This window comes from Novosphingobium mangrovi, assembly GCF_022818885.1.
In the GTDB taxonomy this organism is placed as follows: domain Bacteria; phylum Pseudomonadota; class Alphaproteobacteria; order Sphingomonadales; family Sphingomonadaceae; genus Novosphingobium; species Novosphingobium mangrovi.
This window is the reverse complement of sequence record NZ_JALHAT010000024.1, coordinates 45,789-71,621: the sequence shown is the minus strand read 5'-3', so window position 1 is coordinate 71,621 and position 25,833 is coordinate 45,789. Positions and strand designations below refer to the sequence as shown.

20 protein-coding genes are annotated in these 25,833 nt (G+C 66.4%); 16 read left to right on the top strand and 4 right to left on the bottom strand.

Annotation, left to right across the window (positions count from 1 at the left end):
• The first annotated feature begins 144 nt into the window (after positions 1-144).
• From MTR65_RS13355 to MTR65_RS13315, 9 genes are all read left to right on the top strand, one after another.
• Positions 145-1,650, top strand: a complete 1,506-nt coding sequence (locus MTR65_RS13355; RefSeq protein ID WP_243800990.1) for a class I adenylate-forming enzyme family protein — start codon at positions 145-147, stop codon at positions 1,648-1,650.
• A gap of 69 nt (positions 1,651-1,719) precedes the next feature.
• Positions 1,720-2,901 carry an FAS1-like dehydratase domain-containing protein gene (locus MTR65_RS13350; protein ID WP_243800988.1) on the top strand — a complete coding sequence of 394 codons (1,182 nt, stop codon included), beginning with the start codon at positions 1,720-1,722 and terminating at the stop codon, positions 2,899-2,901.
• Positions 2,898-4,634 carry an FAD-binding protein gene (locus MTR65_RS13345; RefSeq protein ID WP_243800985.1) on the top strand — a complete coding sequence of 579 codons (1,737 nt, stop codon included), beginning with the start codon at positions 2,898-2,900 and terminating at the stop codon, positions 4,632-4,634. Before MTR65_RS13350 ends, MTR65_RS13345 begins: the two co-directional genes overlap by 4 nt.
• A gap of 18 nt (positions 4,635-4,652) precedes the next feature.
• Positions 4,653-5,147: a nuclear transport factor 2 family protein gene (locus MTR65_RS13340; protein ID WP_243800984.1), complete on the top strand. Its 495-nt coding sequence runs from the start codon at positions 4,653-4,655 to the stop codon at positions 5,145-5,147.
• Positions 5,148-5,289: 142 nt separating this feature from the next.
• Entirely contained in the window at positions 5,290-7,131 is a 1,842-nt protein-coding gene (locus MTR65_RS13335; protein ID WP_243800983.1) for a flavin-containing monooxygenase, read from the top strand.
• Between the two features lie 20 nt (positions 7,132-7,151).
• Positions 7,152-8,576, top strand: coding sequence for an aromatic ring-hydroxylating oxygenase subunit alpha (locus tag MTR65_RS13330; RefSeq protein ID WP_243800982.1), 1,425 nt, complete (start codon positions 7,152-7,154; stop codon positions 8,574-8,576).
• 148 nt (positions 8,577-8,724) lie between these two features.
• Entirely contained in the window at positions 8,725-10,455 is a 1,731-nt protein-coding gene (locus MTR65_RS13325) for a thiamine pyrophosphate-binding protein (protein WP_243800980.1), read from the top strand.
• Positions 10,456-10,488: 33 nt separating this feature from the next.
• Positions 10,489-11,904: an aldehyde dehydrogenase family protein gene (locus tag MTR65_RS13320; protein WP_243800978.1), complete on the top strand. Its 1,416-nt coding sequence runs from the start codon at positions 10,489-10,491 to the stop codon at positions 11,902-11,904.
• Positions 11,904-13,505 (top strand): SMP-30/gluconolactonase/LRE family protein, encoded by a 1,602-nt coding sequence (locus MTR65_RS13315; RefSeq protein WP_243800976.1) that lies wholly within the window; start codon positions 11,904-11,906, stop codon positions 13,503-13,505. Before MTR65_RS13320 ends, MTR65_RS13315 begins: the two co-directional genes overlap by 1 nt.
• Positions 13,506-13,629: 124 nt before the next feature.
• Here the strand turns inward: MTR65_RS13315 and MTR65_RS13310 are convergent, their stop codons facing one another.
• Positions 13,630-14,412, bottom strand: coding sequence for an IclR family transcriptional regulator (locus MTR65_RS13310; protein WP_243800974.1), 783 nt, complete (start codon positions 14,410-14,412; stop codon positions 13,630-13,632).
• Positions 14,413-14,512: 100 nt separating this feature from the next.
• On the opposite strand from MTR65_RS13310, the gene MTR65_RS13305 reads away from it, so the two are divergent.
• A complete protein-coding gene (locus MTR65_RS13305) occupies positions 14,513-16,075 on the top strand; it encodes an acetate--CoA ligase (protein ID WP_243800973.1) in 1,563 nt (520 codons plus the stop codon).
• Positions 16,076-16,108: 33 nt separating this feature from the next.
• On the top strand, positions 16,109-17,248 hold the full coding sequence (locus tag MTR65_RS13300; protein ID WP_243800971.1) for an FAS1-like dehydratase domain-containing protein: 1,140 nt from the start codon (positions 16,109-16,111) through the stop codon (positions 17,246-17,248).
• A gap of 283 nt (positions 17,249-17,531) precedes the next feature.
• Here MTR65_RS13300 and MTR65_RS13295 read toward each other — a convergent pair whose 3' ends face one another.
• The 3 genes from MTR65_RS13295 to MTR65_RS13285 are packed head-to-tail and all read right to left on the bottom strand — an operon-like array spanning position 17,532 to position 20,583.
• Positions 17,532-18,773, bottom strand: coding sequence for an MBL fold metallo-hydrolase (locus MTR65_RS13295; protein WP_243800969.1), 1,242 nt, complete (start codon positions 18,771-18,773; stop codon positions 17,532-17,534).
• On the bottom strand, positions 18,773-19,783 hold the full coding sequence (locus tag MTR65_RS13290) for a zinc-dependent alcohol dehydrogenase (protein WP_243800967.1): 1,011 nt from the start codon (positions 19,781-19,783) through the stop codon (positions 18,773-18,775). Before MTR65_RS13290 ends, MTR65_RS13295 begins: the two co-directional genes overlap by 1 nt.
• A gap of 11 nt (positions 19,784-19,794) precedes the next feature.
• Positions 19,795-20,583: an SDR family NAD(P)-dependent oxidoreductase gene (locus MTR65_RS13285; RefSeq protein ID WP_243800965.1), complete on the bottom strand. Its 789-nt coding sequence runs from the start codon at positions 20,581-20,583 to the stop codon at positions 19,795-19,797.
• Positions 20,584-20,762: 179 nt separating this feature from the next.
• Here MTR65_RS13285 and MTR65_RS13280 point away from each other — a divergent pair, with 179 nt between their 5' ends.
• From MTR65_RS13280 to MTR65_RS13260, 5 genes are all read left to right on the top strand, one after another.
• Positions 20,763-21,911, top strand: coding sequence for a sulfotransferase family protein (locus MTR65_RS13280; protein WP_243800962.1), 1,149 nt, complete (start codon positions 20,763-20,765; stop codon positions 21,909-21,911).
• Complete coding sequence (locus MTR65_RS13275; protein WP_039389563.1) at positions 21,908-22,618, top strand: TetR/AcrR family transcriptional regulator; 711 nt, start codon at positions 21,908-21,910, stop codon at positions 22,616-22,618. The genes MTR65_RS13280 and MTR65_RS13275 overlap by 4 nt, the downstream gene beginning before the upstream one ends.
• Positions 22,619-22,734: 116 nt before the next feature.
• Positions 22,735-23,718 carry an acrylyl-CoA reductase (NADPH) gene (gene acuI, locus MTR65_RS13270; protein ID WP_243800961.1) on the top strand — a complete coding sequence of 328 codons (984 nt, stop codon included), beginning with the start codon at positions 22,735-22,737 and terminating at the stop codon, positions 23,716-23,718.
• 13 nt (positions 23,719-23,731) lie between these two features.
• On the top strand, positions 23,732-25,420 hold the full coding sequence (locus MTR65_RS13265; protein WP_243800960.1) for a class I adenylate-forming enzyme family protein: 1,689 nt from the start codon (positions 23,732-23,734) through the stop codon (positions 25,418-25,420).
• Positions 25,417-25,818 carry a nuclear transport factor 2 family protein gene (locus MTR65_RS13260; protein WP_243800959.1) on the top strand — a complete coding sequence of 134 codons (402 nt, stop codon included), beginning with the start codon at positions 25,417-25,419 and terminating at the stop codon, positions 25,816-25,818. The genes MTR65_RS13265 and MTR65_RS13260 overlap by 4 nt, the downstream gene beginning before the upstream one ends.
• Positions 25,819-25,833 lie beyond the last annotated feature (15 nt).

The window sequence follows — 25,833 nt, the reverse complement described above, 5'->3', positions numbered from 1 at the left end:
GGTACAGTGGACTCCCGCGTGTCGTGTGGGCGCGATCCTGACGGCGGCAGGGCGGGAGGCGAAACGCCGTGGCGATGCTTGGGCCGGGGAGGGGCCTGCGACTTTCCAAGAGCAGGGTACCGGGCTCATCCTTGCACCATGACCATGGCCCGCACTGCCCCGAATGCCGAGGATCTCGCCGCGCTGTGCCGCCAGACGCTTGCACAGGACGGCCCGGCCGTGCGCTTTGAAGGGCACTGGACCCATTGGGCGCAGATCCGTGCCGTCGCCTCGGGTGTGGAGGCTGCGTTGGACGCGGCAGATGTGCCGCCCGAGGCTCCGGTCGCCTTCGCACCGCGCAATTCGCCAAGTTCGCTGGCCGCGTTCCTCCCGCTTCTGGCGCAGCAACGGCGCGTGCGCATGCTCTATCCTTTCCAATCGCCCGAGGCCTTGGCGGCGCGGATTGCCGCGTGCGAGGTGGCCGCGCTGGTGATGGAGCGGGGCGACTTTGCACCGGCCGTGCTGCGCGCGCTTGCGGCGGCGGGTATCGTGGGAATTGCGCTCGATCCGGGCGGGGCGGCGGCTGTGGGAACGAGGACTGAGGCGCGGGCCGCTCTGCCGTGCGCGCCCGGCCTGCCTGCACTGGAAATCCTGACCAGTGGCACGACCGGACCGCCCAAGCCCTTTCCCATCGGCTACGATGTCGTGCTGGGCTACGTCCGCCAGGCCGAGGCGCTGGCCAGCGCACGAACCGGACCGGCCGCGCCTCCGCTACTGTGCTTTCCGCTCAGCAACATCTCGGGGCTCTATTCGCTCGCCATGTCGTTCCTGCGCGGCGAGCGCGTGATCCTGCTCGAACGCTTTTCGGTCGCGGCCTGGCGCGATTACGTGGTCGAGTTCCGGCCCCCGGCAGGTGGTGGACCTCCGGCCGCGCTGGCGATGATCCTGGAGGCGCAGATCCCGCGCGAGGATCTGGCCTCGCTTTCCAGCTTTTCGACCGGCGCCGCGCCTGTCGATCCCGACGTGCGTGCACGCTTCGAGGCGACTTACGGCATCCCGGTGCTGCAGACCTATGGCGCGACCGAGTTCGGCGGCCCAGTGACGGCGCTCTCGCTCGATCTCCTGCGCACCTATGGCACAGACAAGGCGGCCAGCGTCGGGCGCCCTTTCGGTGGGGCGAAGATCCGTATCCGGCGCGAGGAGGATGGCGCTCTCGCCGCTGCGGGCGAGGTGGGCCGGGTCGAAGTGATTTCCCCGCGCATGGGAGCGGACTGGATCGTGACATCGGACCTGGGTTCGCTCGACGCGGACGGCTTCCTCACCCTTTTCGGACGCGCCGACGGGGCGATCCAGCGTGGCGGCTTCAAGATCGTGCCCGAGCGGGTCGAACAGGTGCTTCTTGCCCACCTCGAGGTCGCCGAGGTCGCCGTTGTTGGCGTGCCCGACGCGCGGCTGCACGAAGTGCCCGGTGCGCTTGTCGTGCCGCGCGATCCGGGCTGTCCTCCCGAAGTCCGGGCGCTGGAAGCCCACGTGCGCGCGCATCTTCCGGCAACGCATGTGCCCGCGCGCTGGCATTTCGCAGCCGCACTTCCGCGAACGGTCTCGTTCAAGACCGACCGGGGCGCGGTGCGCGCGCTTCTGGCCGGGGCTGCGGTATCGCCGGACCGATAAGGGGGAAGGCGCCCTTGCCCTTGCGCCTCCGATCGCGACCATTCCGGCCAAAGAGATGGGAGCAGGCGCTTGGCTACGCAGACGTTCGACACCAGCGATATCGACCAGTACCTCGGGCAACCGATCGAGAGTTCGCAGCTGCGCGAGCCGATCGCGGCGAACGACATCCGCCGCTGGGTGCATGCGATGCACTACCCCAATCGCCTGCATTATGATCCCGACTTTGCGGGCGAGGGGCGCTGGGGCGGTCTGATCGCGCCGCAGAGCTTTGCCATTGCCTGCGACGATGGTCACGGCGCGGCCCCGGCCTGCGTTGGGCGTATCCCGGAATCGCACCTCCTGTTCGGGGGCGATGAATGGTTCTTCAACGACGTGCAGATCCGCCCGGGCGATCGCATCTCGGTGCTGCGCGTGCCTTATGACTATACCGTCAAGGAGACCGGCTTTGCCGGGCCGACCTGCTTCCAGCGCGGCGACAACATCTACACCAACCAGCACGGCGAGGAGATCGCCAAGCAGCGCTCGACGGCGATCCGCTACAGCGCGGCCGCCGGCGGGGCGAGCACGGATACGGGCAATGCGCAGGACCCGCAATGGACCCCGGCCGAGCTGGAGGCGCTGGAAGAGCGCAAGTTCACCTGGATCCAGAGCCTCCACGATCTGGGTCACAAGCCGAGGTACTGGGACGAGGTGAAAGTGGGCGATGTCCTGCCCGAGCGCGTCTTCGGCCCGCATTCGCTGGCAAGCTTCGCGACCGAATGGCGGGCCTTCTACATGTCGATCTGGGGCGCCTTCAAGTTCCGCAAGCAGGACCTGGAAGCGATGGGCTTCACCCGCGAGATGGCGGGGTATGAGAACGATCCCGACATGGTCCTCGTCAATCCCGAGCTGACCGACGGCGCCTATATCGGCCCTTCGCGCGGGCACCTCAATCCCGAGTGGGCGCGCAAGATCGGCATGCCGCGCGGCTATGGCTACGGCGCCTCGATGGGCTCGTGGATCACCGACTACCTTTCGGGCTGGGCGGGCGAGCATGGCCGCGTGGTCCACTCCATCGCCAACTACCGAGGCCCCGCGCTGACCGGCGACATCACGATCCAGACCGCCGAAGTGACCGAGACGTCGGTCACGGGAGACGGCACGCACCTTGTCCATGTGAAGCACCGCATGGAAAACCAGCTCGGCACGGTCATGGCGACCGGCAGTGCCGAGATCGCGCTGCCCGCAAGACCGGGCGGCCCCGCGCAATGAGCGCGCCTGATTTTGACGAGACCTATGACTGGGTCGTCGTGGGCAGCGGGGCGGGGGCGTTCGTCTCGGGGCTGGTGATGCGCGCGGCGGGCCACTCGGTGCTGGTCCTGGAAAAGACCGCCTATGCCGGGGGAACCACGGCCAAGTCGGGCGGGGTCATGTGGATCCCGGCCAACCCCTTCATGCAGGCCGAGGGCGAGACGGACACGATCGAGCAGGCCGAAACCTATCTCGACGCGCTCCAGAACCTCGATGGCGGCGTGGCGCCTGGAACCTCGCCGGGGAAGCGCCGGGCCTATCTGGAAAATGGCCCCCGGGCCATCGACTTCCTGCTGGGTCAGGGCGTACGGCTGCGGCGCGGCGCGCAGTTCTGGCCCGACTACTACGACGAACTTCCCGGCGGCTGCAAGACGAGCCGCACCGTGGTCGCCGAACCCTTCGATACCAAGCAGCTGGGGCCGATGCGCAGGCGTCTGCGCAAGGGCTTTGCCGAGTTCAACGTGCTCCTTGCCGATGCCGCCAAGGTCGGCCACGCGCGCACCAACCCCGATGCGAAGAAGATGCTGGCGCGCATTGCGCTGCGCACCGTGCGCGACAAGCTGCTGGGGCGCGCCTACACTACGGCGGGTGCAGCCTTGCAGGGGCGCCTGTTCAAGGCCGGGCTGGAGGCGGGGGTGGAAATCCGTTTCGACAGCGCGGTGACCGATCTGCTCTGCGAGGAAGGCCGGGTCACGGGCGTCGAGGTGGCCGGTGATCCCGCGCCCCGGCGGATCGGCGCGCGCCTGGGCGTGCTGGTGAACGCCGGTGGCTTTGGCAAGAACCAGGAGATGCGCGAGCGCTACATGCCCGGCACGCGCGTGGAATGGAGCCTGGTGCCTGAAGGCGACACCGGGGACCTGCACCGCGCGATGGAGGCGGTGGGCGCGCAGCTGGCGCAGATGGACCAGATGGTCGGCTTCCAGGCGACGATCCCGCCAGGCACCGAGAACGCCTATGTCCTCCCCGGTGCGCAGAGCCTGACCGGCAAGCCCCACGCTATCCTCGTCGACCAGACCGGCCAGCGTTACATGAACGAGGGGGGCTCCTACGAGCTCTACTGCGAGACCATGCTGCGCCGCAATCGCGAGGTCCCTGCGGTGCCCAGCTGGGCCATCTTCGATGCCCAGTTCACGGCGAAGTACAAGGTCGCCGACACCTTCATCGACCGCAAGATTCCGCCGGGCTGGCTGGAGACGGGCTACCTCCATAAGGCCGACACCATTGCTGAGCTCGCCACCAGCATCGGCGTTTATGCCGGGGCGCTTTCGGCCACGGTCGACCGCTGGAACGGTTTTGTGCGGCAGGGTCGGGACGAGGATTTCGCACGCGGCGAGAGGGCCTACGACGGCTGCCACTTCGTGGGCGATCCCTATTCCGAGGAACCCTCGCGCGGGACGATTGCCAAGGCGCCGTTCTATGCGGTGCCGGTCGTCCCGGGCGATGTCAGCACCTACGGGGGCGCGGTCACCGATGAATACGCCCGCGTGCTGCGCGCTGATGGTTCGGTGATCGAAGGGCTCTATGCAACGGGGACCTCGACCGCGTCGGTCATGGGCAATGTCTATGCAGGCGCGGGCGCGAGCATTGGTCCCTCGCTCACCTTCGGCTTCATCGCCGCGCGCCATGCCGCGGGGCTGGACACCGCGACCGCGGCTCGCGCGCCGCAGGCCGCCGTCGTCGAACCTGCGGCCTGAGCGGGAGGAAGGGACACCATGGCTCTCGACATGATCGCCGCCGATTTCGGCATTCGCCAGCTGCACGCGCGCTTTGCCGATGCGGTCTGGCGCCAGGACGCGGAAAATTTCGCGGCCTGTTGGAGCCGCGCGGGCACCTGGAAGATCGCGGGGCTCGACATGCAGGGGCGCGAGGCCATCCAGACCGGCTGCGGCCAGCTGCTGGGGCGCTGCACGCGCATCCACCTCGTCACCGGGCAGCCGATCCTGATCGAGGAGGGCGCGGGCGTGCGCGGGCGTCTGGGGATGACCGAGTTTGCCTGGATGCCCGATGGCACGCAGTTCATCACCTTCGGGCAGTATCATGACCGCTACGTCGAGGAAGACGGCGCCTGGCGCTATGCCGAGCGGTTCTGGAGCTTCAAGTACCGCGGCCCCATCGACCTGTCCGCCCCGCTCATCGACACGCCCGATTATGGCGCCTTTCCGGGCGCGCCGGGACCGGATGAGGAAACCTATGTGCGCAAGGCCTGAGCGGGCACGCGCCGCCTATCGCCCAAGCGATAAAGCCGCAGCAGAGCAAGGCATCGCCCACTTGGGCCTGCAGGAGCGGTAGAAGGCAACAGGACGCGAAGCACTCACGGCATGCCGCCTGGGGCCGCCAAGGGAAATCCGTATGGCACTGACCAAGAGCAACGTACCGCCGATTGCGGACATCGATGTCGCCGCGATGAACGCGCGCTACGCGAAGGAGCGCGAGAGGCGGCTGCGCAAGGGTGGTCAGGCGGACTATGTCCCGCCAAAGGGCGCGCTTCCCGACGTGGCGAAGGATCCCGACGTCGAGATCGTCCCGCGCCCGCCGATCACGGGGCGCACCGATGTCGTGGTGCTGGGCTGCGGGTTCGGGGGCACGCTGGCCGGAGTGCAGCTGGCGCGGCAGGGCGTGTCCGACTTCCTGATGCTCGACACCGCCGGAGACTTCGGCGGCGTGTGGTACTGGAACCGCTACCCCGGCATCCAGTGCGACAACGATGCCTATTGCTACCTCCCTCTGCTGGAGGAGACCGGCTTCGTCCCGTCCAAGAAATTCGCCGATGGCTGGGAGATCCAGGGCTATATCCGCCAGATCGCCGAGCAGTTCGGCTTTGCCGACAAGGCCGTATTCCAGACCCAGGTGACCTCGCTGGTCTGGGACGAGGGCGCCGCGCGCTGGCAGGTGGGCACCAACCGGGGTGACCGGATCGAGGCCCGCTTCGTGATCATGGCAAACGGGGTTCTCAACATGCCCAAGCTGCCCGCGCTCGAGGGGATCGATGCCTTCAAGGGCAAGCTCTTCCACACCGCGCGCTGGGACTATGGCTACACCGGAGGCGAGCCTGGCCGGCCCGAGCTGGACCGCCTGGCCGACAAGACCGTCGCCATCGTTGGCACCGGGGCCACCGCGATCCAGGCCGTGCCGATCCTCGCCCAGTACGCAAGGAAGCTCTACGTCATCCAGCGCACGCCCGCGACGGTGGATGCGCGCCCCAATCCCCCCACCGACCGCACCTGGTTCGAGAGCCAGCCTCCCGGCTGGCAGGCCGCGCGCCAGGCCAATTTCCAGCGCGGCGCGATGGAAAGCTTCGGCCCCGGGGACGAGGACCTCGTCAGCGATTTCTGGACCGAGATCAGCCGCAATATCGCCGCCGAACTCGCCGAGGAGGGGTGGCCCGAGATCGGCAGTGAGGAATACCTCGCCCGCCGCGCGGAGATGGACCACCGCGTCATGGAACGCTTCCGCCGCCGTGTCGATGCGCTGGTCGAGGACGGCACCATCGGCGAGGCGCTCAAGCCCTACTACTACTTCATGTGCAAGCGGCCACTGTCGAGCGACACCTATTATCCCGCCTTCAACCGGTCCAACGTGGAACTGGTCGATGTCTCGGAAACACGCGGTATCCAGAAGCTGACCGAGAACGGCTTCGTCGCCAACGGCACGGAGTATCCCTGTGACTGCGTGATCTTTGCCAGCGGCTTCGAGGTCACCAGCGACCTGGAACGGCGCTGGGGCATCGACAGGATCGAAGGCACCGAAGGACGCTCGCTTTATGACCACTGGCGTGAGGGACCGCTGACGCTTCACGGGACGATGACCCACGGCTTCCCCAACCAGTTCTACATCGGCTACATTCAGGGCGGTCTCAACGCGTCCGTCACCGAGCAGTTCGGGCGCCAGGGCGAACACATCGCCTGGATCATCGGCGAGGCCCTGCGGCGCGGCGCCGAGCGGGTCGAGCCGACGAGGCAGGCCATGGAGGACTACGTCGCCCACTTCGAGGCGACCACCATCGACCAGTCCGATTTCCTCAATTCCTGCCCGCCCAGCTACTTCAACAACGAAGGCGCCAAGGAGCACAAGTGGGGCCTGTTCCGTCCGTGGGGCGCGGGCTGGGACGACTTCCTGCGCTTCCTTCGCGATTGGCGCGAGGCGGGCGACATGGAGGGGCTGGACCTGCGCATCTCGCAAGAGGCGCAATAGGAAGGCGGAAGGGCAGGGACATGAGCCAGGACAGCGCAGCCGAGCGCTTTGCGACCGGCAACATCACGGGCGAGGACATGGACGCGGAGCGGCGGGTGACCTACCCGACCGAGGCGTTCTTCTCGCGCAGCTATCTTGAGGACGAGAACAAGCACCTCTGGCCCAAAGTCTGGCAGATGGTCGAGCGTGAGAGCGACTTGCCCAACCCCGGTGACTGGCTCACCTACAATGTCGCCGACGAATCCGTGATCGTCCTGCGCAAGGGTGACGGGTCACTCAAGGCCTTCCACAACGTCTGTCCCCACCGGGGCCGCCAGCTTGTCTCGGTGCCTGACATGTTGCCGGGCAAGGTCCACGATGTGCGCGGATCGGACCGGCGCAGCTTCACCTGCGGCTTTCACGGCTGGAGCTTCGACACCGATGGCGCCAACACCTTCATTCTCGATCCCCAGGACTGGCATCACGAACTGACACCCGAGATGACCTGTCTTTCCGAGGTCCGCGTCGACACCTGGGGCGGCTACATCTACATCAACATGGACCCCGACTGCGTGCCCCTGAAGGAGTGGATGGGCCGCGCGGGCGAGATCCTCGACCACTTCGAGCTTGCGAAGATGCGCTACAAGTGGCGCCAGTGGGCGATCTACGATTGCAACTGGAAGGTTGCGATCGAGGCCTTCCTCGAACCCTACCATGTGGCGGGGACCCATACGCAGCTGCTGCGCTACGGCGACTATTACGCCTATTCGAAGCAGTTCGGGCTGCACTCGGTCTCGGGCTACGACACGCGCGAGGCCGATTACCGGATGAGCGAGAGCTCGGGCACGACGCGTTCGGGCAAGGCGGGGCTGGACCCGCGTGTCTCGACCTACGAGCTCATCCGCGAGAACTACGAAACGGTGAACTACTCGGCCTCGACCGAGACGCTGGTCAAGGCGGCAAGCCGTTTGAAGGACGAACTGCCCGAGACCGCGACCCCTCAGGAGGTGATTGCGCACTGGATGAAATCGGCCAAAGCCGACGATGCCGCGCGCGGCGTCACCTGGCCCGAAATTCCCAGCGAGATCATGGCCGAGGCCGGCCTCGCTTGGGGGCTCTTTCCCAATCAGAACATCCTCCACGGGGTGACCTTCGCGCTGTGCTACCGGGTGCGCCCCTATGGCGATGATCCGGACAAGTGCATCTTCGAGAGCTACGCGCTCGAACGCTTCCCCGACGGCGAGGAACCCGAGACCGAGTGGGTCTATGCCGAGCCCACCGGCGAGAACTGGGGGGCGGTCCTGGCGCAGGATTTCGCCAACATGGAGTTCGTCCACAAGGGGATGAAGTCCAGCGGCTTCCGCGGGCCGCTGCCCAACCCGCATCAGGAGCAGAAGGTCATCAACCTGCACCGCAATCTGGCCAGCTTCATAGGGCGCGGAGCGCCGCGCCTCCTGGAGGACTGAGGGGCAGGGGATCGCCGTGGCAGGCCGCAATTCGCCCGCGCGGAGGGCATCATCGTCGCTGCGGTTTTGCCCCGCCGCTGCTTGTCGAGGCAAGGGCTCTCGCCCACTCGGGCAAGAGCAAAGACATTCGGGAAAGAGGGAATCGACAATGGGAACGCCGGTCTACAAGCGCATTCTGGACCTGTTCGAGGCCGAGGGCGTCAACACGCTCTTTGGCATCCCCGACCCCAATTTCGTGCATCTCTTCCTCGAAGCGGAGAAGCGCGGCTGGACGGTCGTGGCCCCGCACCATGAGGCCGCCGCCGGGTTCATGGCCGAGGCGGCGAGCCGCATGACCGGCAAGCCCGGCCTGTGCATCGGCACGCTGGGGCCGGGCATGGCGAACATGATGCCTGCGGTCCAGTGCGCGCGGGTGGAGAACTCGCCCGTCATCTTCCTGGGCGGTCAGCGCGCGCGCGTGACCGAGCGGCGCGTGCGGCGCGGGCGCATCCAGTTCGTCCGGCAGGAGCCGATGATCGAGGATTCGGTGAAGTATTCGGGCTCGATCGAGTACGCCGACCAGACCGACGAGATCGTGCGCGAGGCGATCCGCCAGGCGCTCTCGGGCCGCCCGGGCCCATCCTACATCGAGTATCCGGCCCACGTCATCCTGGAAGAGCTCGACCTGCCCGAGGTCGCGCCGCCCGCCAGCTACCGGCTCGTCAACCAGGGCGCGGACATCGACAAGGTGCGCGAGGCGGCGCGCCTCATCGGCGAGGCGAAGAACCCGATCCTGCTCCTGGGCCATGCCGTCCACACCACCCGCATGGGCGCGGCGGTGAAGGACCTTGCGATGCTGATGAACTGCCCGGTCGTCCAGACCTCGGGCGGCACGTCCTATATCGAGGGGCTCGAAGACCGCACCTTCCAGTACGTCTTCTCCGATGCCTCGCTCGAAGCGGTCGAGGCGAGCGATCTCGTCCTGGCGCTCGGCACCGAAATCGGCGAACCGCTGCACTATGGCACCACGCGCTGGTGGGCCAAGAACAACGCCACGCGCAAATGGATCTACGTTGAGCAGGATCCGACCGCGATCGGCGTCAACCGTCCGATCGACGTGCCGCTTGTGGGCGACCTGCGCGGTGTCGTGCCCCAGCTTGTGCGCGAACTTGAGGCCGCTCCGCGTGATCCCGCCCCGGGGCTTGCGGCGTTCATGAAGGACGGCAAGGCCGAGCTCGACGCGCTGGCCAGGGAAACCGAAAGCAAATCTGGCGGCGGCGAGGTCGGCATTCACACCTCGCGCATGGTGGTGGAAGCGACCAAGGCCTTCCCCAAGGACGGCATCCTGATCCGCGATGGCGGCGCCACGGTGATCTACCAGTGGACCTATTCGCAGTGCAAACCCCACGACGTGATCTGGAACCAGAACTACGGTCATATCGGCACCGGGCTCCCTTATGCGACCGGCGCGATGCTGGCTGACCGCGCGGCGACCGGCAAGAGCCGCCCGGGCATGTTGCTGACCTCGGACAGCTCGTTCTTGTTCCATGTCGCCGAATTGGAAACGGCAGTACGCTGCAAGCTGCCGCTCGTTTGCGTCGTCGGGGTCGATTTCCAGTGGGGTCTCGAGGTCGGTGTCTACAAGCGCACCTTCGGGCAGGGCACGAGCGAGATCGGCACGCACTGGAGCACCGAGGTCCGGCTCGACAAGATGGCGCAAGGGTTCGGTTGCCATGGCGAGTTCGTGGAGGACATCGCCGATCTGCAGCCTGCCATCGAACGCGCCTACGCCAGCGGCAAGTGCGCGGTGATCCACGTCCGCATCGACCCCAAGGCGAACTCCGAAGAGATGCCCAAGTACGAGAAGTTCCGAACCTGGTACGCCGAAGGGTCGCAGTAAGGATCGCGAGAAGGCAAGGCCGGGGAGAGGCAGATGCGCGACTACCGCATGTTCTATATTGATGGGGCCTGGGTCGAACCTGAAGGCACCGAGACGCAGGATCTCGTCAATCCGGCGAGTGAGGAGATCTCGGGCCGGATTGCGCTGGGCACGGTGGGCGATGTCGACAAGGCCATGGCCGCCGCACGGCGCGCCTTTGCCACCTGGTCGCTTGCGACGCGCGAGGAGCGCCTCGCACTGCTGCGCCGGATAAAGGCCGAGTTCGAAGTGCGGCAGGGCGATCTCGCCGCCGCGATCACCGAGGAGATGGGTGCCCCCGCCAGCCTTGCCGGCGGATTCCACACGTTTCTGGGCCTTGGGCATCTTGATGCCGCGATTGCTGCGCTGGAAGGTTACGAGTTCGAGGAGAAGCTGGGCGATACGCTGGTGGTGAAGGAGCCCATCGGCGTGTGTGGCCTCATCACGCCGTGGAACTGGCCGATCAACCAGGTCACGGTGAAGGTCTTTCCCGCCCTTGCGACAGGCTGCACCGTGGTTCTGAAGCCCCCGCAGCTCGCCGCTTACTCTGCACAGATCCTGGCCGAGATCCTTGATGCGGCGGGCGTCCCGGCGGGTGTCTTCAACATGGTGCAGGGCAAGGGCTCGGTCATCGGCACCGCGCTTTCGACCCATCCCGACGTCGACATGATCAGCTTTACAGGGTCCGAGAGCGTGGGCGTCCAGATCCAGAAGGATGCGGCCGAGACGGTCAAGCGCGTGTGCCTCGAACTGGGCGGCAAGAGCCCGTACATCGTGCTCGACGATGCCTCGACGATGGAGCGCGTGGCGAGCGCGGTCTCCTCGATGATGATGAACTCCGGGCAGACCTGCAGCGCGGGCTCGCGCCTCCTTGTTCCCGCCGCCCGTTTCGAGGAAGCGAAGGCGCTTGCCGCCAAGACCGCCGAGGCGGTCGCGGTGGGTGATCCTGTGGGCAATGTCGCGATGGGGCCGGTGGTCTCGCAGGAGCAGTTCGACACCGTTCAGAACTATATTGCGCAAGGCATCGCGGAAGGAGCCGAGCTCATTGCCGGAGGGCCGGGTCGTCCCGAAGGACTGAACGCGGGCTTCTACGTGAAGCCGACCGTGTTCGTCAGCGACAATTCAACAGTCATTGCGCGCGAGGAGATCTTCGGGCCGGTCCTGGTGATGATCCCCTATGAAGGGATCGAGGACGCCATCGCTATTGCCAACGACACCGATTTTGGCCTGGCCGCCTATGTCGATGGCGAGGACATCGTGGCCTGCCGGGCCATTGCGCGGCGCATTCGAGCCGGCGCCATTTATCTCAACGGCGGGTTCGACTTCGCCGCGCCCTTCGGCGGCTACAAGCGCAGCGGAAATGGCCGCGAATGGGGCGCGCATGGCTTTGCCGAGTATCTGGAGACCAAGTCGATCCTGGGGCACGGCTGATGGCCCTCGTCAGTCGTTATGCAGGGCCGGACGGCGCGCGCGCCGCACCGGACTGGACTCTGGAGCGGATCACGCGGTCCAGCCGCCTGTTCGGCGCCAATGGTCTGCGCACCGGCGCAGACGGGCGGATTTATGTCGCTCAGGTCGCAGGCAGCGCGGTGACCGCGCTCGATCCCGATACCGGAGAGGCCAGCCCTGTCAGCGCGATTGACGGGCCGATCACCGCGCCCGACGATATTGCCTTTGACAGCGCGGGTAATCTTTATGCCACCGAGATCACGCTGGGACGCGTCTCGATGCTGGCGCCGGACGGCAGCTACCGCGTGATCCACGGCGACATGCCGGTGGCCAACCCGATCACGGTTCATCAGGACCGTCTCTTTGCAGGCGAATGCCGCATGGGCGGGCGCGTGTTCGAACTCGATCCTGTCGGCGGATCACATCGCCAGATCCTGGCCGATGTGCCCATGCCCAACGCCTTTTCCATTGGGCCCGATGGCCTTCTCTACATGCCGATCATGGCGACCAACGAAATCTGGCGGGTCGATCCGGCCGGCGGCGCGCCCGAAGTCGTGGTGGGCGACCTGGGCGTCCCGGACTCGGTGAAGTTTGACAGCAAGGGCCGGATCATCTCGACCCAGGTGGCAAGCGGGCAAGTGCTGCGCATCGACCCGCAGACGGGCGTACGCGAGGTGCTGGCCCAACTCCTGCCCGGGCTCGACAACTGCACGTTCGTGGGCGAGCGGCTGTTCGTCTCCTCGATCCCTGGCGAGGTGACCGAAATCCGCGCCGATGGCTCCGTCCGCCCACTGGTGGAGCGCGGGCTGCAATGGCCGATGGGGCTGGCCCTTGCCGCGGACGGCAGCCTGTTCGTAGCCGATGGCGGTTTTACCTATACCCTTGCACCGGGCGGAGAGCTGCAACTTGCCGGTTGCCTGTTTTCGCCCGGCTTCCCCGGCTTCGTGCGCGGCGTGGCGGCCGCCGGAGAGGGCATCTGGGTCACGACCAACTCGATGGGCGCGGTCATGCGCTGGAACATGGCCGAGGGCACGAGTACCCCGCTCAGCACGGGGCATGAGATCCTTTACGGCCTAGCCATGCGCGATAGCGAAACAGTCGTCTTCGCCGATGGCGGGGCAGGGCGCGTGCTGCTTGCGGGGCCAGGAGGCCTCGAGGAACTGGCGCGCGACCTGGCGCGGCCCATGGGCGTTGCCCTCACCGCAGGGGGCGATGTCCTGATCAGCGAAAGCGCCGGTGGCCGGGTGGTGCGCTGTGAGGGTGGCCGCAAGGAAACCGTGCTCGATGGACTAGGTGAGCCCCAAGGCATCGGGGTCGTCGACGAGACGCTGTTCGTGGTTGATGTGGAACGCAAGGAAGTGGTCGCGTGCGACCTTGCCACGGGCCGGCGCGAAACGCGTGCGAGCGGCCTTCCGGTCAAGGCACCTCCGGGTGTGGTCCCCAAGCTCCTGGGCGGCGTGGGCGACATGTCCGGTCCGATGGTGCCCTTCTGCGGTCTGGCCGCGCGCGATGCGAACACGGTTTACGTGTCGGGCGATGCGGAGGGAAGTGTGCTCAGGCTGACTTCAGAAGGAAGAAGGTGATTCAAGGGGCCATCGCCCCTTGACCCCAGACCGGGTGACCTCACCTGTCTCGGCCAGGGTGGCGTGCGCAAGGTGAGGTGGACGGTTTGGGAAGCCCGAGGGCGATGGCCCTTGGATATCGTCTTCACATACTTCCCAACTGCCGCGTCACTGTCTGCGCACCCTCGACGAGAGCCTTGCCGAGCTGACGCTGCGCTTCCTCATCGAGGGTGCGCGACAGCGCCAGTGCGACCAGAGCGTGCGAGGGGCCTTCAGCCGCACGATAGACGGGCGCGGCCATCACCGTGACCCCGGCGATGTAGTGCCCCACATCAGCGGCGTAGCCTTGTGCGCGGGTCTCTAGCACTTGCTCGCTCCACAGCGCAAAGTCAGGCGGATTGTCCCAGCGCAGCTTCTCGAAGCGGGGGCGCAGACGTTCCAGAGCGTGGTCGCCGAAGGCCGCGATGCAGCGGCCCGTGGCGCTCAGCAGTGCAGGAAAGCGGCTGCCGACTTCGGTCGAGAGGCGGAAGTTGCCGGGGCCCTCGGCCACGGCCACGGCGGTGATGCGCTCAAGCCCGGAAATCTCGACCCCGATGCAGGTCACCGCGAAGCGTGTGGCAAGGTCGAAGAGGATCGGCTGGGCGAGGCTGGCGAAGGGATCGCGGTGCAGCCAGTGGCGCGCGAGCGAGAGGACACCAGACCCCAACGAATAACGCTTCGTCGCCGGATCAAGGCTGACCAGTTCCTCCTCCACCAGCGCGCGCAACACGTAGAGGCAGGTGCTGGGGACGAGGCCGAGTTCGCGTGCGATCGGCTGCAGGCCCATCGGCACATCGCTGCGTCCGAGCAGGCGAAGGATTGCGGCTGCCCGGGCGATGGCCGGGGCCTTGCTGTCCTTCACAGCGGTATCGAGAGAGCGATCTTTCATTCGATATAGTGAATGGCATTCAATATTTGAAACAGCAAGCCTGTTCTTGCGTAGAAGGGGGCAGACGACAGGGCGGGACTCGCCCGGAAGAGGAATGGCCATGGCCTTGTTGAGCGACTTCACCAGCTTTGCCGACGCGCAGCAGCACGCCACATCCGCGCGGTTGTGGGACCTGTTCGCGGGAACGCGCGAACATTTCAACATCGCGAACGAGGCGATCCTGCGCCACGCCGATGGCGCGGGCCGGGCGGCGGTGCGCGTCGCCCACGCCGATGGCACGAACGAGATTCTGAGCTTCGATGTGCTCGCCAGCGGCGCGGCGCGTTTTGCGCACTGGCTCGATGCCAACGGCGTCGAGAAGGGGGAGCGCATCGCCTTCATGCTCGAACCTTCGCTGCCTTTCTACGTCTGCCTGTTCGGCGCGATGCTGCACGGCGCGATCTCGGTGCCACTGTTCACGCTGTTCGGGCCCGACGCGCTGCGCTTGCGGGTGGAAGACTGTACTCCGGCCATTCTGCTTACCAACGCCGAGAAGGCGCCGATGGCCTGCACCATCGCGGGGCCGCGCGTAGTTGTGGCGGACGATGCGCTGCTGGAAACCCTGGAGGGGTATCCCGGGACTTACACGCCGCAGACTTCGGGCGAGGACCTCGCCTGCTTCCAGTACACCAGCGGGACCACGCGCGAGCTGCCCGAGGCGGTGCGCCACACGCACCGCTCGCTCGTCACGCTGATGTTCGCTGCGCTCTACGGCACCGGTATTCGCCCCGGCGATGAGTTCTTCTGCCCCTCCTCGCCCGCTTGGGGACACGGCCTGTGGCACGGTACGCTGGCCCCGCTCGGGCTGGGCATCACCACAGGGACGATGGGGCGTGGCAAGTTCGATGCGGTGCGCCTGATGGAGGCGCTGCAGGAGTTCGGAATCACCAACATGTCGGCCGCCGCGACCCACTACCGCATGATGAAGAACACCGGCCGGTCAGGCGATTTCACGTTCGCGATCCGCAAGCTGTCCTACACCGGCGAGCCGATTGATCCGGCGACGCTGGACTGGATCGACGCGACATTCGGGGTCGATGCCTGCTCGATGTACGGCACGACCGAGATCGGGGTGGTCCTGGTGAACTACCCGGGCGCCAAGGACTTCACGGTCAAGCCGGGTTCGCTCGGCAAACCTGTGCCCGGGCTCGAACTGCAGGTGCAGCGTCCCGATGGAACCCCCGTGGAGCCGGGCGAGGTGGGGGAGCTCATGCTGCGCCGCAAATCGGGCTGGCTCTCGACCAAGGACCGCGCGAAGATCGATGCGGACGGGTACTTCTACCACTGCGGCCGCGCCGACGACGTCATCATCTCGGCGGGCTGGACGATGAGTGCGGTGGAGATCGAGAACACCCTGCTCAAGCACGAGGATGTGCGCGAATGCGCGGTCATCGGCGCGCCCGACGAGAAGCGCGGCCAGGTGGTGAAAGCCTTCGTGATCTCGCCTCGCCTACCTGCCGAAAGCTTCGTGAAGGAGCTTCAGGATTTCACCCGCACGCGGCTCGCCCAGCATGAATTCCCGCGCATCGTCGAGTTCGTCGACGAACTGCCCAAGACCCCTGCGGGCAAGGTCAACCGCAAGGTCCTGCGCGACCGTGAAGCGGCGGCGGCCACCCCCGCCTGACACCCGACAACAGCAGTTTCAAGGAGAGGACCCATGGCAACCCAGGCCCAGGAGAAGAAGTTTCCCAAGATCACCGAGGAAGGCCTCGAGGATCTGCGCGCGCGCATCGGCGTAGCAATCGAGAACACGGTTGAGCCGTGGAACTACGAGGCGACGCGCGACAGCATTCGCCACTACGCCCACGGCATCGGCGATGATAACCCGCTGTGGTGCGATCCGGCCTACGCGGAGAAATCCAGCTACGGAAGCATTGTCGCGCTGCCCAGCTTCCTCTTCACCACCAGCCGCATCGTCTCGGGCTATTGCGGTGGCCTGCCCGGTGTCCATGCGATGTGGGCGGGCGCGGACTGGACCTGGCACAAGCCGGTCCTGCGCGGCGACACGATCCGTACCGAGGCGCATCTCAAGGACCTGATCGAGCACCAGACCCGCTTCGCCGGGCGCGCCTATCAGCAGATCTACCACGTCGATTTCTACAACCAGCACGGCGACCACGTGGCCGAGTGCGACAGCTATGTCTTCCGCACCGACCGCGACGAGGCGCGTGAGCGCGGCAGCAAGTACGACAGCGTGAAGGGCAAGGTGGAAACCATCGACCCGGCCCAGCTGGAGGAATGGTTCGACCTCTACCGCAACGAGGAAGTGCGCGGGGCCGCACCGCGCTATTGGGAGGACGTCGCCGTGGGCGACAAGCTCCCCAAGATGATGAAGGGCCCGATGACGGTGACCGGCTTCATCGGCTACGCGCAAGGCTGGGGCGGGCTCTACATCCGCACCAACAAGCTGCACTTCCAGCTGATCGACGCGCATCCGGGGCTGGGCATCCCCAACAAGTTCGGGATCAAGGACGTGCCCGAGCGCGTCCACTGGGACGATGACTTCGCGCGCGAGGTCGGAACGCCCGGCGCCTACGATTACGGGCCTGAGCGCTGCAGCTGGCTGACCCACCACATGACCAACTGGATCGGCGACGACGGCTTCCTGACCCGCCACACCTGCCAGATCCGCCGCCACAATCCCGACGGCGACGTCATCTTCATCACCGGCGAAGTCGTCCGCAAGTTCGAGGAGGGCGGCAAGAAGTTCGTCGAGGTGCAGCAACGCGCCGAAACCCACCGCGGCGAGATGAGCGCGATCGGGACTGCCATCGCACAGCTGCCGAGCAAGGGCTGAGGACATGGTTCATGGGCCCTCGTGATCCCAAGGGGATTGCGAGGGCCTTTGTGGTTGGAAATGATAAAACTTATCAATAAATACAGTTATATAAATGGATATTTCCGAGGGCCATCGCCCTCGGGCTCCCGGAATTGTCTACCTCAGGGTTGTCCAGCCATGTCGGCCGCGTAACGCGAGGTCAGGGAACCTCACCTTCCATACCCGACATGGCGCGCGCCAAGTGAGCTCGACAGTATGAAGAGCCCGAGGGCGATGGCCCTCGGAAATCATCCCTGTTCTTCTAAGCGCCTGCCAGCTTCTCCTCGCACGCGGCCATTTGCGACTTCAACCACATCGTCTCGGACAGGTTCGCGCCGCCACATGCGGTGAGGAGAAGGCCCAGGGCCTCGCGCTTGGCACCCAGCGCTTCGGTATGATCCGGGTCAACGTGCAGGACAATGTCGCACAGGTGGATCGCCTCCAGCGGCTCGCCCTTGGCGGCATGGTTCTGGGCGCGCGAAGCGAGGGCATCGGCACCCGCCAGCTCGACGAGGTCGGCGTGGACGGAAGTCTGCGGCACGCCGTAGAGTTCGGTCGTGCTCTCATAGCGGAACCACCCGGCGTACTCGTGCCAGATGGCCTTGACAGTCCAGCTGGTCTTGCCGTGCATCTGCGCGATGGCGATGTCTTCAGGTATCTCGACTGTGCGCATCAGTTCGTGCAGCGATTTTCCGGCGTTCATGCCGTCCAGCGTGGCGTGGAGGACATGCGAAACGGCGGCCTCGACGCGGTCGAGATCGGCGCGGATGCGCTGGGCGCCGACAATGGGATCGCCGTGCCCGGTCACGAGGATGTCCGCTCCCAGGGCCCGCACCCGTTCCAGCGAGGCGAGAAAGGTGCGCACCGAGCGCGGCCGGTCGCCCCGAAGCGTGTTGAAGTTGGGCATCGAGAGCCAGACCGGCCCGAACAGGTTGCCGGTGAAGGCGATGCGCTCTTCGGGCAGCCAGACACTCAGCGCGTCGGTCGTCTCGCCTTCGGGCGTGTGGAGCAGTTCGAAGCGGCGTTCGTCCAGCGTGAAGGCATGTCCGTCCGCGACTTCCTGCGGGGTGACTTCGGGCGGCGGGGCGGGACGCGTGCCGCGGTTGAGCGTGGCGCCCCAGAGCTTGCGTGAGCGTGGGCCGAAGAAGGGCTGGAGGGACTTCATGTCCTGCCAGTTGCGCGCAAAGCCGGGCCCGGCGAGGATCTGGGTTCCGTCTTCGCAGAACGTATCGATCCCGCCGAAGTGATCGGCATGGCTTTGCGTCAGGACCACGGCGCGCAAGGGCCCGGTGCGGTGGGGGGCAAGAAGGTCCCGGTTGCGCGCGGCGTTGTCCATGAAGCCGGTGTTGATCATCACGTCGCCGTCGCCCGTGGTGACGAGATAGGCGTTCGAGATGTCGCGTACGCCGAAGATGCCGGGGGCGATTGCATCGGCCTCGGTCTGCGCATCGCCCTGCCGGACGAGCGATGCGAGGGCGGGCGCCTTTTCCTGAGCGTCGGCCATCAGGCCTCCTCGAAGGCGATCATCACCTTCCCCGATTGCGGGCTGGCGGCGATCTTGAGGCCCTCGAGCACATGCGCGAAGGGCAGCGTGTGGCTGATCATCGGCGCGATGGCGTCCTGAAGGCGGGGCAGTGCGGCCACCACCTCGGGCATTTCGGTGGGATAGCCGACCGCCGTGGTGATGGTCATTTCGGTGGTGAGCATGGGGCCGGCCGGAAGCTCGATGGGCTTGAGGTACGCGGCGGTAATGACGTGGCGCGCGTGGCTCTTGGCGAGCGCGACGACGTCGGAGAGGATGCTGGGGCCGCCCGCTGCGTCGATGAAGGCGTCGGTGCCCGACTTCTCCTTTCCGAAAACACTCTCGGTCCCGTGGATTTCCTTGATGCGCGCCTGTACGTCCTCGCGCGCGGGGTTGATCGTGTGGGCGCCCAGCGCCTTGGCGCGTTCGAGCCGGTCGTCCGAGAGGTCGAGCGCGATCACGTCGCGGCATCCCCGGTCGATCGCCCAGAGCACCATGCCAAGACCGATGGGGCCGCAGCCGAAGATCGCGATCCTCTCGCCCGCTTTCGCCTCGGCCCGGTTGACGCCGTGGAGGGCGACGGCGAGCGGCTCGCACATTGCCGCGACCTCGTAGGAGACGCCTTCGGGGATCGGCAGGATGTTCACGCCCGCGACCCCGTCACGCACCAGCAGTTCCTCGGTGAAGGCCCCTTCCGGCCCGCCGCTGCCGATGTAGCTGGGCGTCATCATCGGGTTGACGATGACGCGCTGGCCCGGCTCCACGCCCGCGACATCGCCGCCCACTTCGATCACTTCGCCCGCGCCCTCGTGGCCGAGCGCTGTGAGCGTGCCGGGGGCGGGGATGCCCCCGTGCTTGATGTAGGAGAGGTCGCTGCCGCAGATGCCCACTGCCTTCATGCGGATGACGACGTCCGAGGCCCCGGCACTGGGGCGCTGGTACTCGTCGAGACGGACATCGTCGACGTTATGGATTCGCAGGAGTCTTCCCATGGTCTCTCTCCTCACATCGGCCGTACGAGGTAGGCGCCGTCGATGACGATGGTGTCGCCGCTGTGCCAGCGCGAGGCATCGGAGGCGAGGTAGGCGCCGATGCCCTCGAAGTCGGCCGGGTAGCCCTCGCGCGGGATGGGCGTGCGCTCGGCGAACATCCTGGTTACCATCTTGCCTTGCGGATTATCCATCATGCCGGTGACGACGTAGCCCGGCGCAATGGCATTGGCGCGAATGCCGTATTTGCCGAATTCCACGGCCATGCCACGGATCATGGCACCCAGCGCCGCTTTCGAGCCCGCGTAGCTCTGCTTGCCGGCAAGGCCCATGAACATCGAGAGGCTGCCGCAGGCGACCAGGCTGCCGCCCGGCTCGCCGTTCTCGGCGCGGCGCACCATCGCGCGCGCGCCCTCGCGCAGGGTGAAGAAGGCCCCGTCGAGGTTGAGGTTCATGATCGCGCGGTATTCCTCGGTGCTCATGTCGAGCAGGCTGCGCGAGGCGGCGGACATGCCCGAATTGGCAAAGACGCAGTCGACCCGGCCCATGTGCTTCAGGAGTTCGTGGTAGCCTGCAATGATCGCGGCCTCGTCGGTCACGTCGACCTGCTGGCACGAGACGCGCCCGGCGCCCAGATCCAGAAGTTCGCGTTGCGCGGCTTCGTTGCGTTCGCGATTGCGCCCCCACAGCACGAGATCGCCGCCCATCTGCGCCACGCCCCGTGCAAAGCCCAGGCCAATGCCGCTGTTGCCGCCGGTCACCAGCGTTACCTTGCCCTTGCAGTCAAACAGGCCGGAACCCATCCACGCTCTCCCTCGTGTTGCCGCCGTGCTCCGGCGCGTTGGGCGCAGATCATCACGCGGCGAAGGGGCGGTCCAGCGACGCAGGGTGACAATCGTGCAAGCGATATGGCCCGCGCCGTCCTTGTCCGCGCCCTGCCTGCAGGGTCAATCCTGCGGCAAACACGAGGGAGAGGGATTCCATGTCAGGGCTCAACGTCGACCAGCTGATCGAGACGGCCTGCTTTCGCACCGGGCGCGAGGATTTTGGCAGCGACAGCTTTCGCGAAGGACTGGAGATCCTCGTCGCCGACATCAACGCCGATGACCGGCCTGCGCCCCTGGTCGAGCGTTTCCGGGGCGATCTTGTCCAGAATCTGGCGCTGCGTCTCAAGACGATCGACTACCACAAGGCCCATCCCGAGATCAGCGCGCGGGCCATCGAGAAGCCGGTCTTCGTCTTCGGCATTCCGCGCACGGGCACCACGCTTCTCTCCAATCTCCTCAACGCCGATCCGGCGCGCCGCTCGGCGCTGACCTGGGAGATCGAGGACCCGTTCCCGCCGGTGGCCGAAGGGGCGCTCACCCGCGACATGCGCGCGGTGAAGAAGCTGGAGCAGGAGAAGATGCTGCTGGAAGCCATGCCCGAGATGGGCAAGTACTACCGCAACTCGGCGACCTATCCCAACGAGTGCATCTTCTTTATGGCGCACGATTTCAAGGCCTTGAGCCTGGAATCGCGGGGAAAGCTGCCCAATTACCGGGACTGGTACTTCCAGTGCGACATGACCAGCGCCTACACCTACCACAAGCAGTTCCTGCAGGTGCTCCAGCACCACCAGGGCGGGATCTGGAACCTCAAGATGCCCAGCCACGCGCTCTGGCTCGACACGTTGAAGACGGTCTATCCCGACGCACGGCTGGTCTGGACGCACCGCGATCCGCTGACCGCGATGGGCAGTTTCTGCTCGATCATCAGTCTGGCGCACAAGGGCTATGCCGGGCGGGTCGATGCGCAATGGATCGCGCAGAACTGCACCTTTCAGGCGGTGGAACATGCAAGGCGTATCATGGACTACCGCGAACGCCACGGTGAAGAGAGCATCGTCGATGTGCACTACGCCGCGCTGAGGGACGATCCGCTGGGCCAGATGAAGGCGCTCTACGCCGCCTTGGGCGATGAATGGACCCCCGAGGCGGAAGACGGCATGACCCGCTGGCTGGCCGCCAACCCGCAGGACAAGTTCGGCCGCCACGAATACAAGCTGGCGCAATTTGGCCTCGACGAAGCCAGCCTCAGGCCAGAATTCGGTCGCTATCTGGCGCGCTATGACGTAGCGCGCGAGGGATGAGCGAGCCTGTCCCCCCGCCGGCCCCCGCGCGCACCAAGCGCGTGCGCAACCCTGCCGAGACGCGGCGCACGATCCTCGAGGCCGCGACCCGGCTGATCGCCCAGCAGGGCGGCGATGCGGTCAGCGTCTCGGCCGTGGCACATCTTGCCAAGGTCAACCGCGGGACCGCCTACCAGCACTTCCAGTCGCGCGACGAATTGGTGGCTGCGGCCATGGAATGGGTGTCGGATCGGCTGATGCGTGCGGTCTTCGGCGCTCCCGAGGAGGTCGTCGAACGCCAGGTCGAAGACGTCGACATTCCCGACACGATGTACCGCCTCGTTCGCTTTGCGACCGAGAACGCGGATATCTGTCGTAGCTGGCTGCTCCAGATCCTGGCCTCGCCCAACCCGACCGCGGACCCCTTCTGGCGCGAATTCCAGGGCTCACTTGAACGCTTCACGCAGACCGAACTGGCGCAGGAGCATGTCGACGCCGAGGCGATGTCGGTGCTGGTCCTTTCGGGCATTTTCCTGTGGCCGGTCTGGGTGCGCGCACACGCCGCCGACGAGGGCGACCGCGCCAAGCTCGCCTTGCGCATGAGCCGGGAAATCCTGCGCCTCTCGATGTTCGGCTCGATGAAGCCCGAGATGTTTCCCGAGGTGGTCGCGCGTCTGCGCACCCCGATCAGCCCCGACGACGAGATCGATATAGCGGGCGGGCGATGAATCGCCTGCGCGCGGGTTTCGCTGCTGAAATTGCCGCGCGCCTTTGCAAGAGTGCTTCCCACACATAGCGGCCCGGGTGGGCCGGTTCACGCACAGCGGATTGAGGAAGAGCGTCCATGTTCAAGGCCATCCAGATCGAGAAGACCGACGAGGGACAGAAGGTCTCGCTGACCCAGCTGGAGGAAAGCGCGCTGCCCGATGGCGATGTCACCATCGACGTCGCCTATTCGACTCTCAACTTCAAGGACGGCCTCGCGATCACCGGCTCGAGCCCCGTGGTGCGCATCTGGCCGATCGTGCCGGGCATCGACCTGGCAGGAACCGTGCGCGAAAGTTCGCATCCCGACTATGCGGCGGGCGACAAGGTTGTGCTGAACGGCTGGGGCGTGGGCGAAACGCATTGGGGTGGCCTTTCCCAGGTAGCCAAGCTCAAGGGCGACTGGCTGGTGCCACTGCCCGAGGCCTTCAGCGAGAAGCAGGCCATGGCCATCGGCACGGCGGGCTACACTGCGGCGCTGTGCGTCGAGGCGCTGGTCGAGGCGGGCGTCACGCCTGAGCAGGGTCCGGTGCTCGTCACCGGTGCGACCGGCGGGGTGGGATCGGTGGCGATCGCTCTTCTCAAGGCAGCGGGTTTCACCGTCCACGCGCTGACCGGCAAGATGGCCGAGGCCGACTACCTCAAGGGCCTGGGCGCCGACGAGGTGATTGAGCGCGCGACGATGAGCGAGAAGGGCAAGCCGCTCCAGAAGGAACTGTGGGCGGGCGTCGTCGATACGGCGGGCAGCTTCACGCTCGCCAACGCCTGCGCGCAGACGAAGTACGGCGGCGCGGTCGCGGCCTGCGGCCTGGCGCAAGGCTTCGATCTGCCCGCAACCGTCATGCCCTTCATCCTGCGCGGTGTGCGCCTCTTGGGCGTGGACAGCGTGATGGCGCCCAAGGCCAAGCGCCTCAAGGCCTGGGAGCGGCTCGCGCGCGATCTCGATCCGGCCAAGCTCGATGCCATCGGCCAGGAGATCGGCCTTGGCGAGGCCATCGATGCGGCGGCGCGGTTCATGTCGGGCGAGGTGAAGGGCCGCTACATCGTCGACGTCAACGCCTGAGCGGGGGCGCGCCATGGCAACGCCGCTCTCTGTCATCCACGGCCCCCCTCTGGCCGACGAGGAGGGGCTGGGCGCTCTGACCCTGCCGGGCTGGCTCCGCGAGGTCTGCGAGGCGGGCGGGACGAACGAGGCGCTGGTCTTCCACGAAGGCGGCGTGCGCGTCGCCTGGACCTACGCCGATCTTTTGGAACAGGCACAGAAGGTGGCGCGTGCGCTGCTCGCCTGCGGCACGGGCAAGGGCACGCGGGTGGGCGTCCTGATGACCAACCGGCCCGAGTTTCTCGCGGCCGTCTGGGGCACGGCGCTGGCAGGTGGGGTGGCAACCACGCTCAACACCTTCTCGACGCAGGCCGAGCTGGCGCATCTCCTCAAGGTCTCGGGCGTCTCGGTGCTCCTCATGGAGCGCCAGGTTCTGAAGAAGGACTTTGCGGCCATGCTGGGGGGAATCGAACCGGCCGTGGCCGAGGCGCGCGGCGCGGCGATCCATGCGCCAGGCCTGCCCTTCCTGCGCCATGTCGCGGCGGTGGGTGCTGCGCCGCAGGAGAGCGACGGGATCGAGGACTGGGCTACGTTTCTCGCGCGCGGAGAGGCCATTTCCCCCGCGCTGGTCGAGGCAAGCGCGGCCACGGTCACACCGGCCGATCCGGGCGTCCTGTTCTTTTCCTCGGGCTCGACCGCGATGCCCAAGGGCATTCTCTCTTCGCACCGTGCGGTTGCGCTGCAGCTGTGGCGCTGGCGTCGCTTCTACCAGACGAAGGCTGATGCGCGGACCTGGTCGGCCAACGGCTTCTTCTTCTCGGGCAATTTCGGGATGGCGATTGGCGGCACGCTGTCGGCGGGCGGTACGCTGGTGCTGCAAGCGACCTTCCAGGCCGAAGAGGCGCTCGACCTCATGGCACGTGAGCGCGTGAGCATGGCGATTGCCTGGCCCCACCAGTGGGCGCAGCTTGCCGCGGCATCCAACTTTGCCGAGGTCGACCTGTCGGCGATGAAATATATCTCGGCCCGCCACGCCTTTGGCCAGCATCCCACGATCACGGCCGACTGGGACGAGCCGATGGCGGCCTATGGAAATACCGAGACCTTCACGATCAGCGCGATCTATCCTTCGGGGACGCCCGAGGCCGAAAAGGCGGGTTCGAGCGGCGTGCCGCAGCCGGGCATGACCTTCAAGATCGTCGATCCGCTGACCGGCAAGGCCGTGCCCGTGGGCGAACGCGGCGAGATTGCGGTCAAGGGGCCGACGTTGATGATGGGGTACCTGGGCATCCCGCTCGACGAGACGCTCGATGACGAGGGCTTCTTCTGCACGGGCGATGGCGGGCGCGTCGATGCGGCCGGGCGGCTGTTCTGGGAAGGGCGGCTCAACGACATCATCAAGACCGGCGGGGCCAATGTCTCGCCGCTGGAGATCGACGCGGTGATCCGCCAGTGTCCCGGCGTCCGGCTCAACCAGACGGTGGGCGTGCCGCATGACCTGCTGGGCGAGATCGTTGTCACCGCCGTCGTCGCGCAGGATGGCGCGGCGCTGGAGGAGGAGGACGTGCGCGCCTTCGCGAAGCGCACGCTCGCCAGCTACAAGGTGCCGCGCCGCGTGCTGTTCTTTGCCGAAGAGGATCTCAAGACTACGGGATCGGCCAAGATCAAGACGGCGGACCTGCGCGAAATGGCCGCGCGGCGGCTGGAGGGAGAGCTGGCATGACCGACTTCGAGGAGATCCAGAATCTCAAGGCTCGCTACTGCCAGGCCGCCGATTCCTCCACGCAGGATCGCGAGGCCGCCATCGCGCGGCTGATGGCGCTGTTCACCCCGGACGTCACCGCCGACTACGGCTTTGGCGAAATGGACGAGGCGCGCGCCATCTGCACGCTGCTCACCGACAAGATCGGCGGGGGCAGCGAATGGATGGTCCACAACCTGCATTCGCCATGCATCGCGATCGAGGGTGACACGGCCAGCGCAGACTGGACCGTGAACGTGCGCATGAAACGGCGGGGCAGCGGGCAGGTCGATTTTGTCTTCGGCCGTTACCATGATGAATTCCGGCGCACAGATGGCGTCTGGAGAATAAGCCGGGTGGCGTTCGACCGCACCGAATAAGAGGCGAACGAAGGG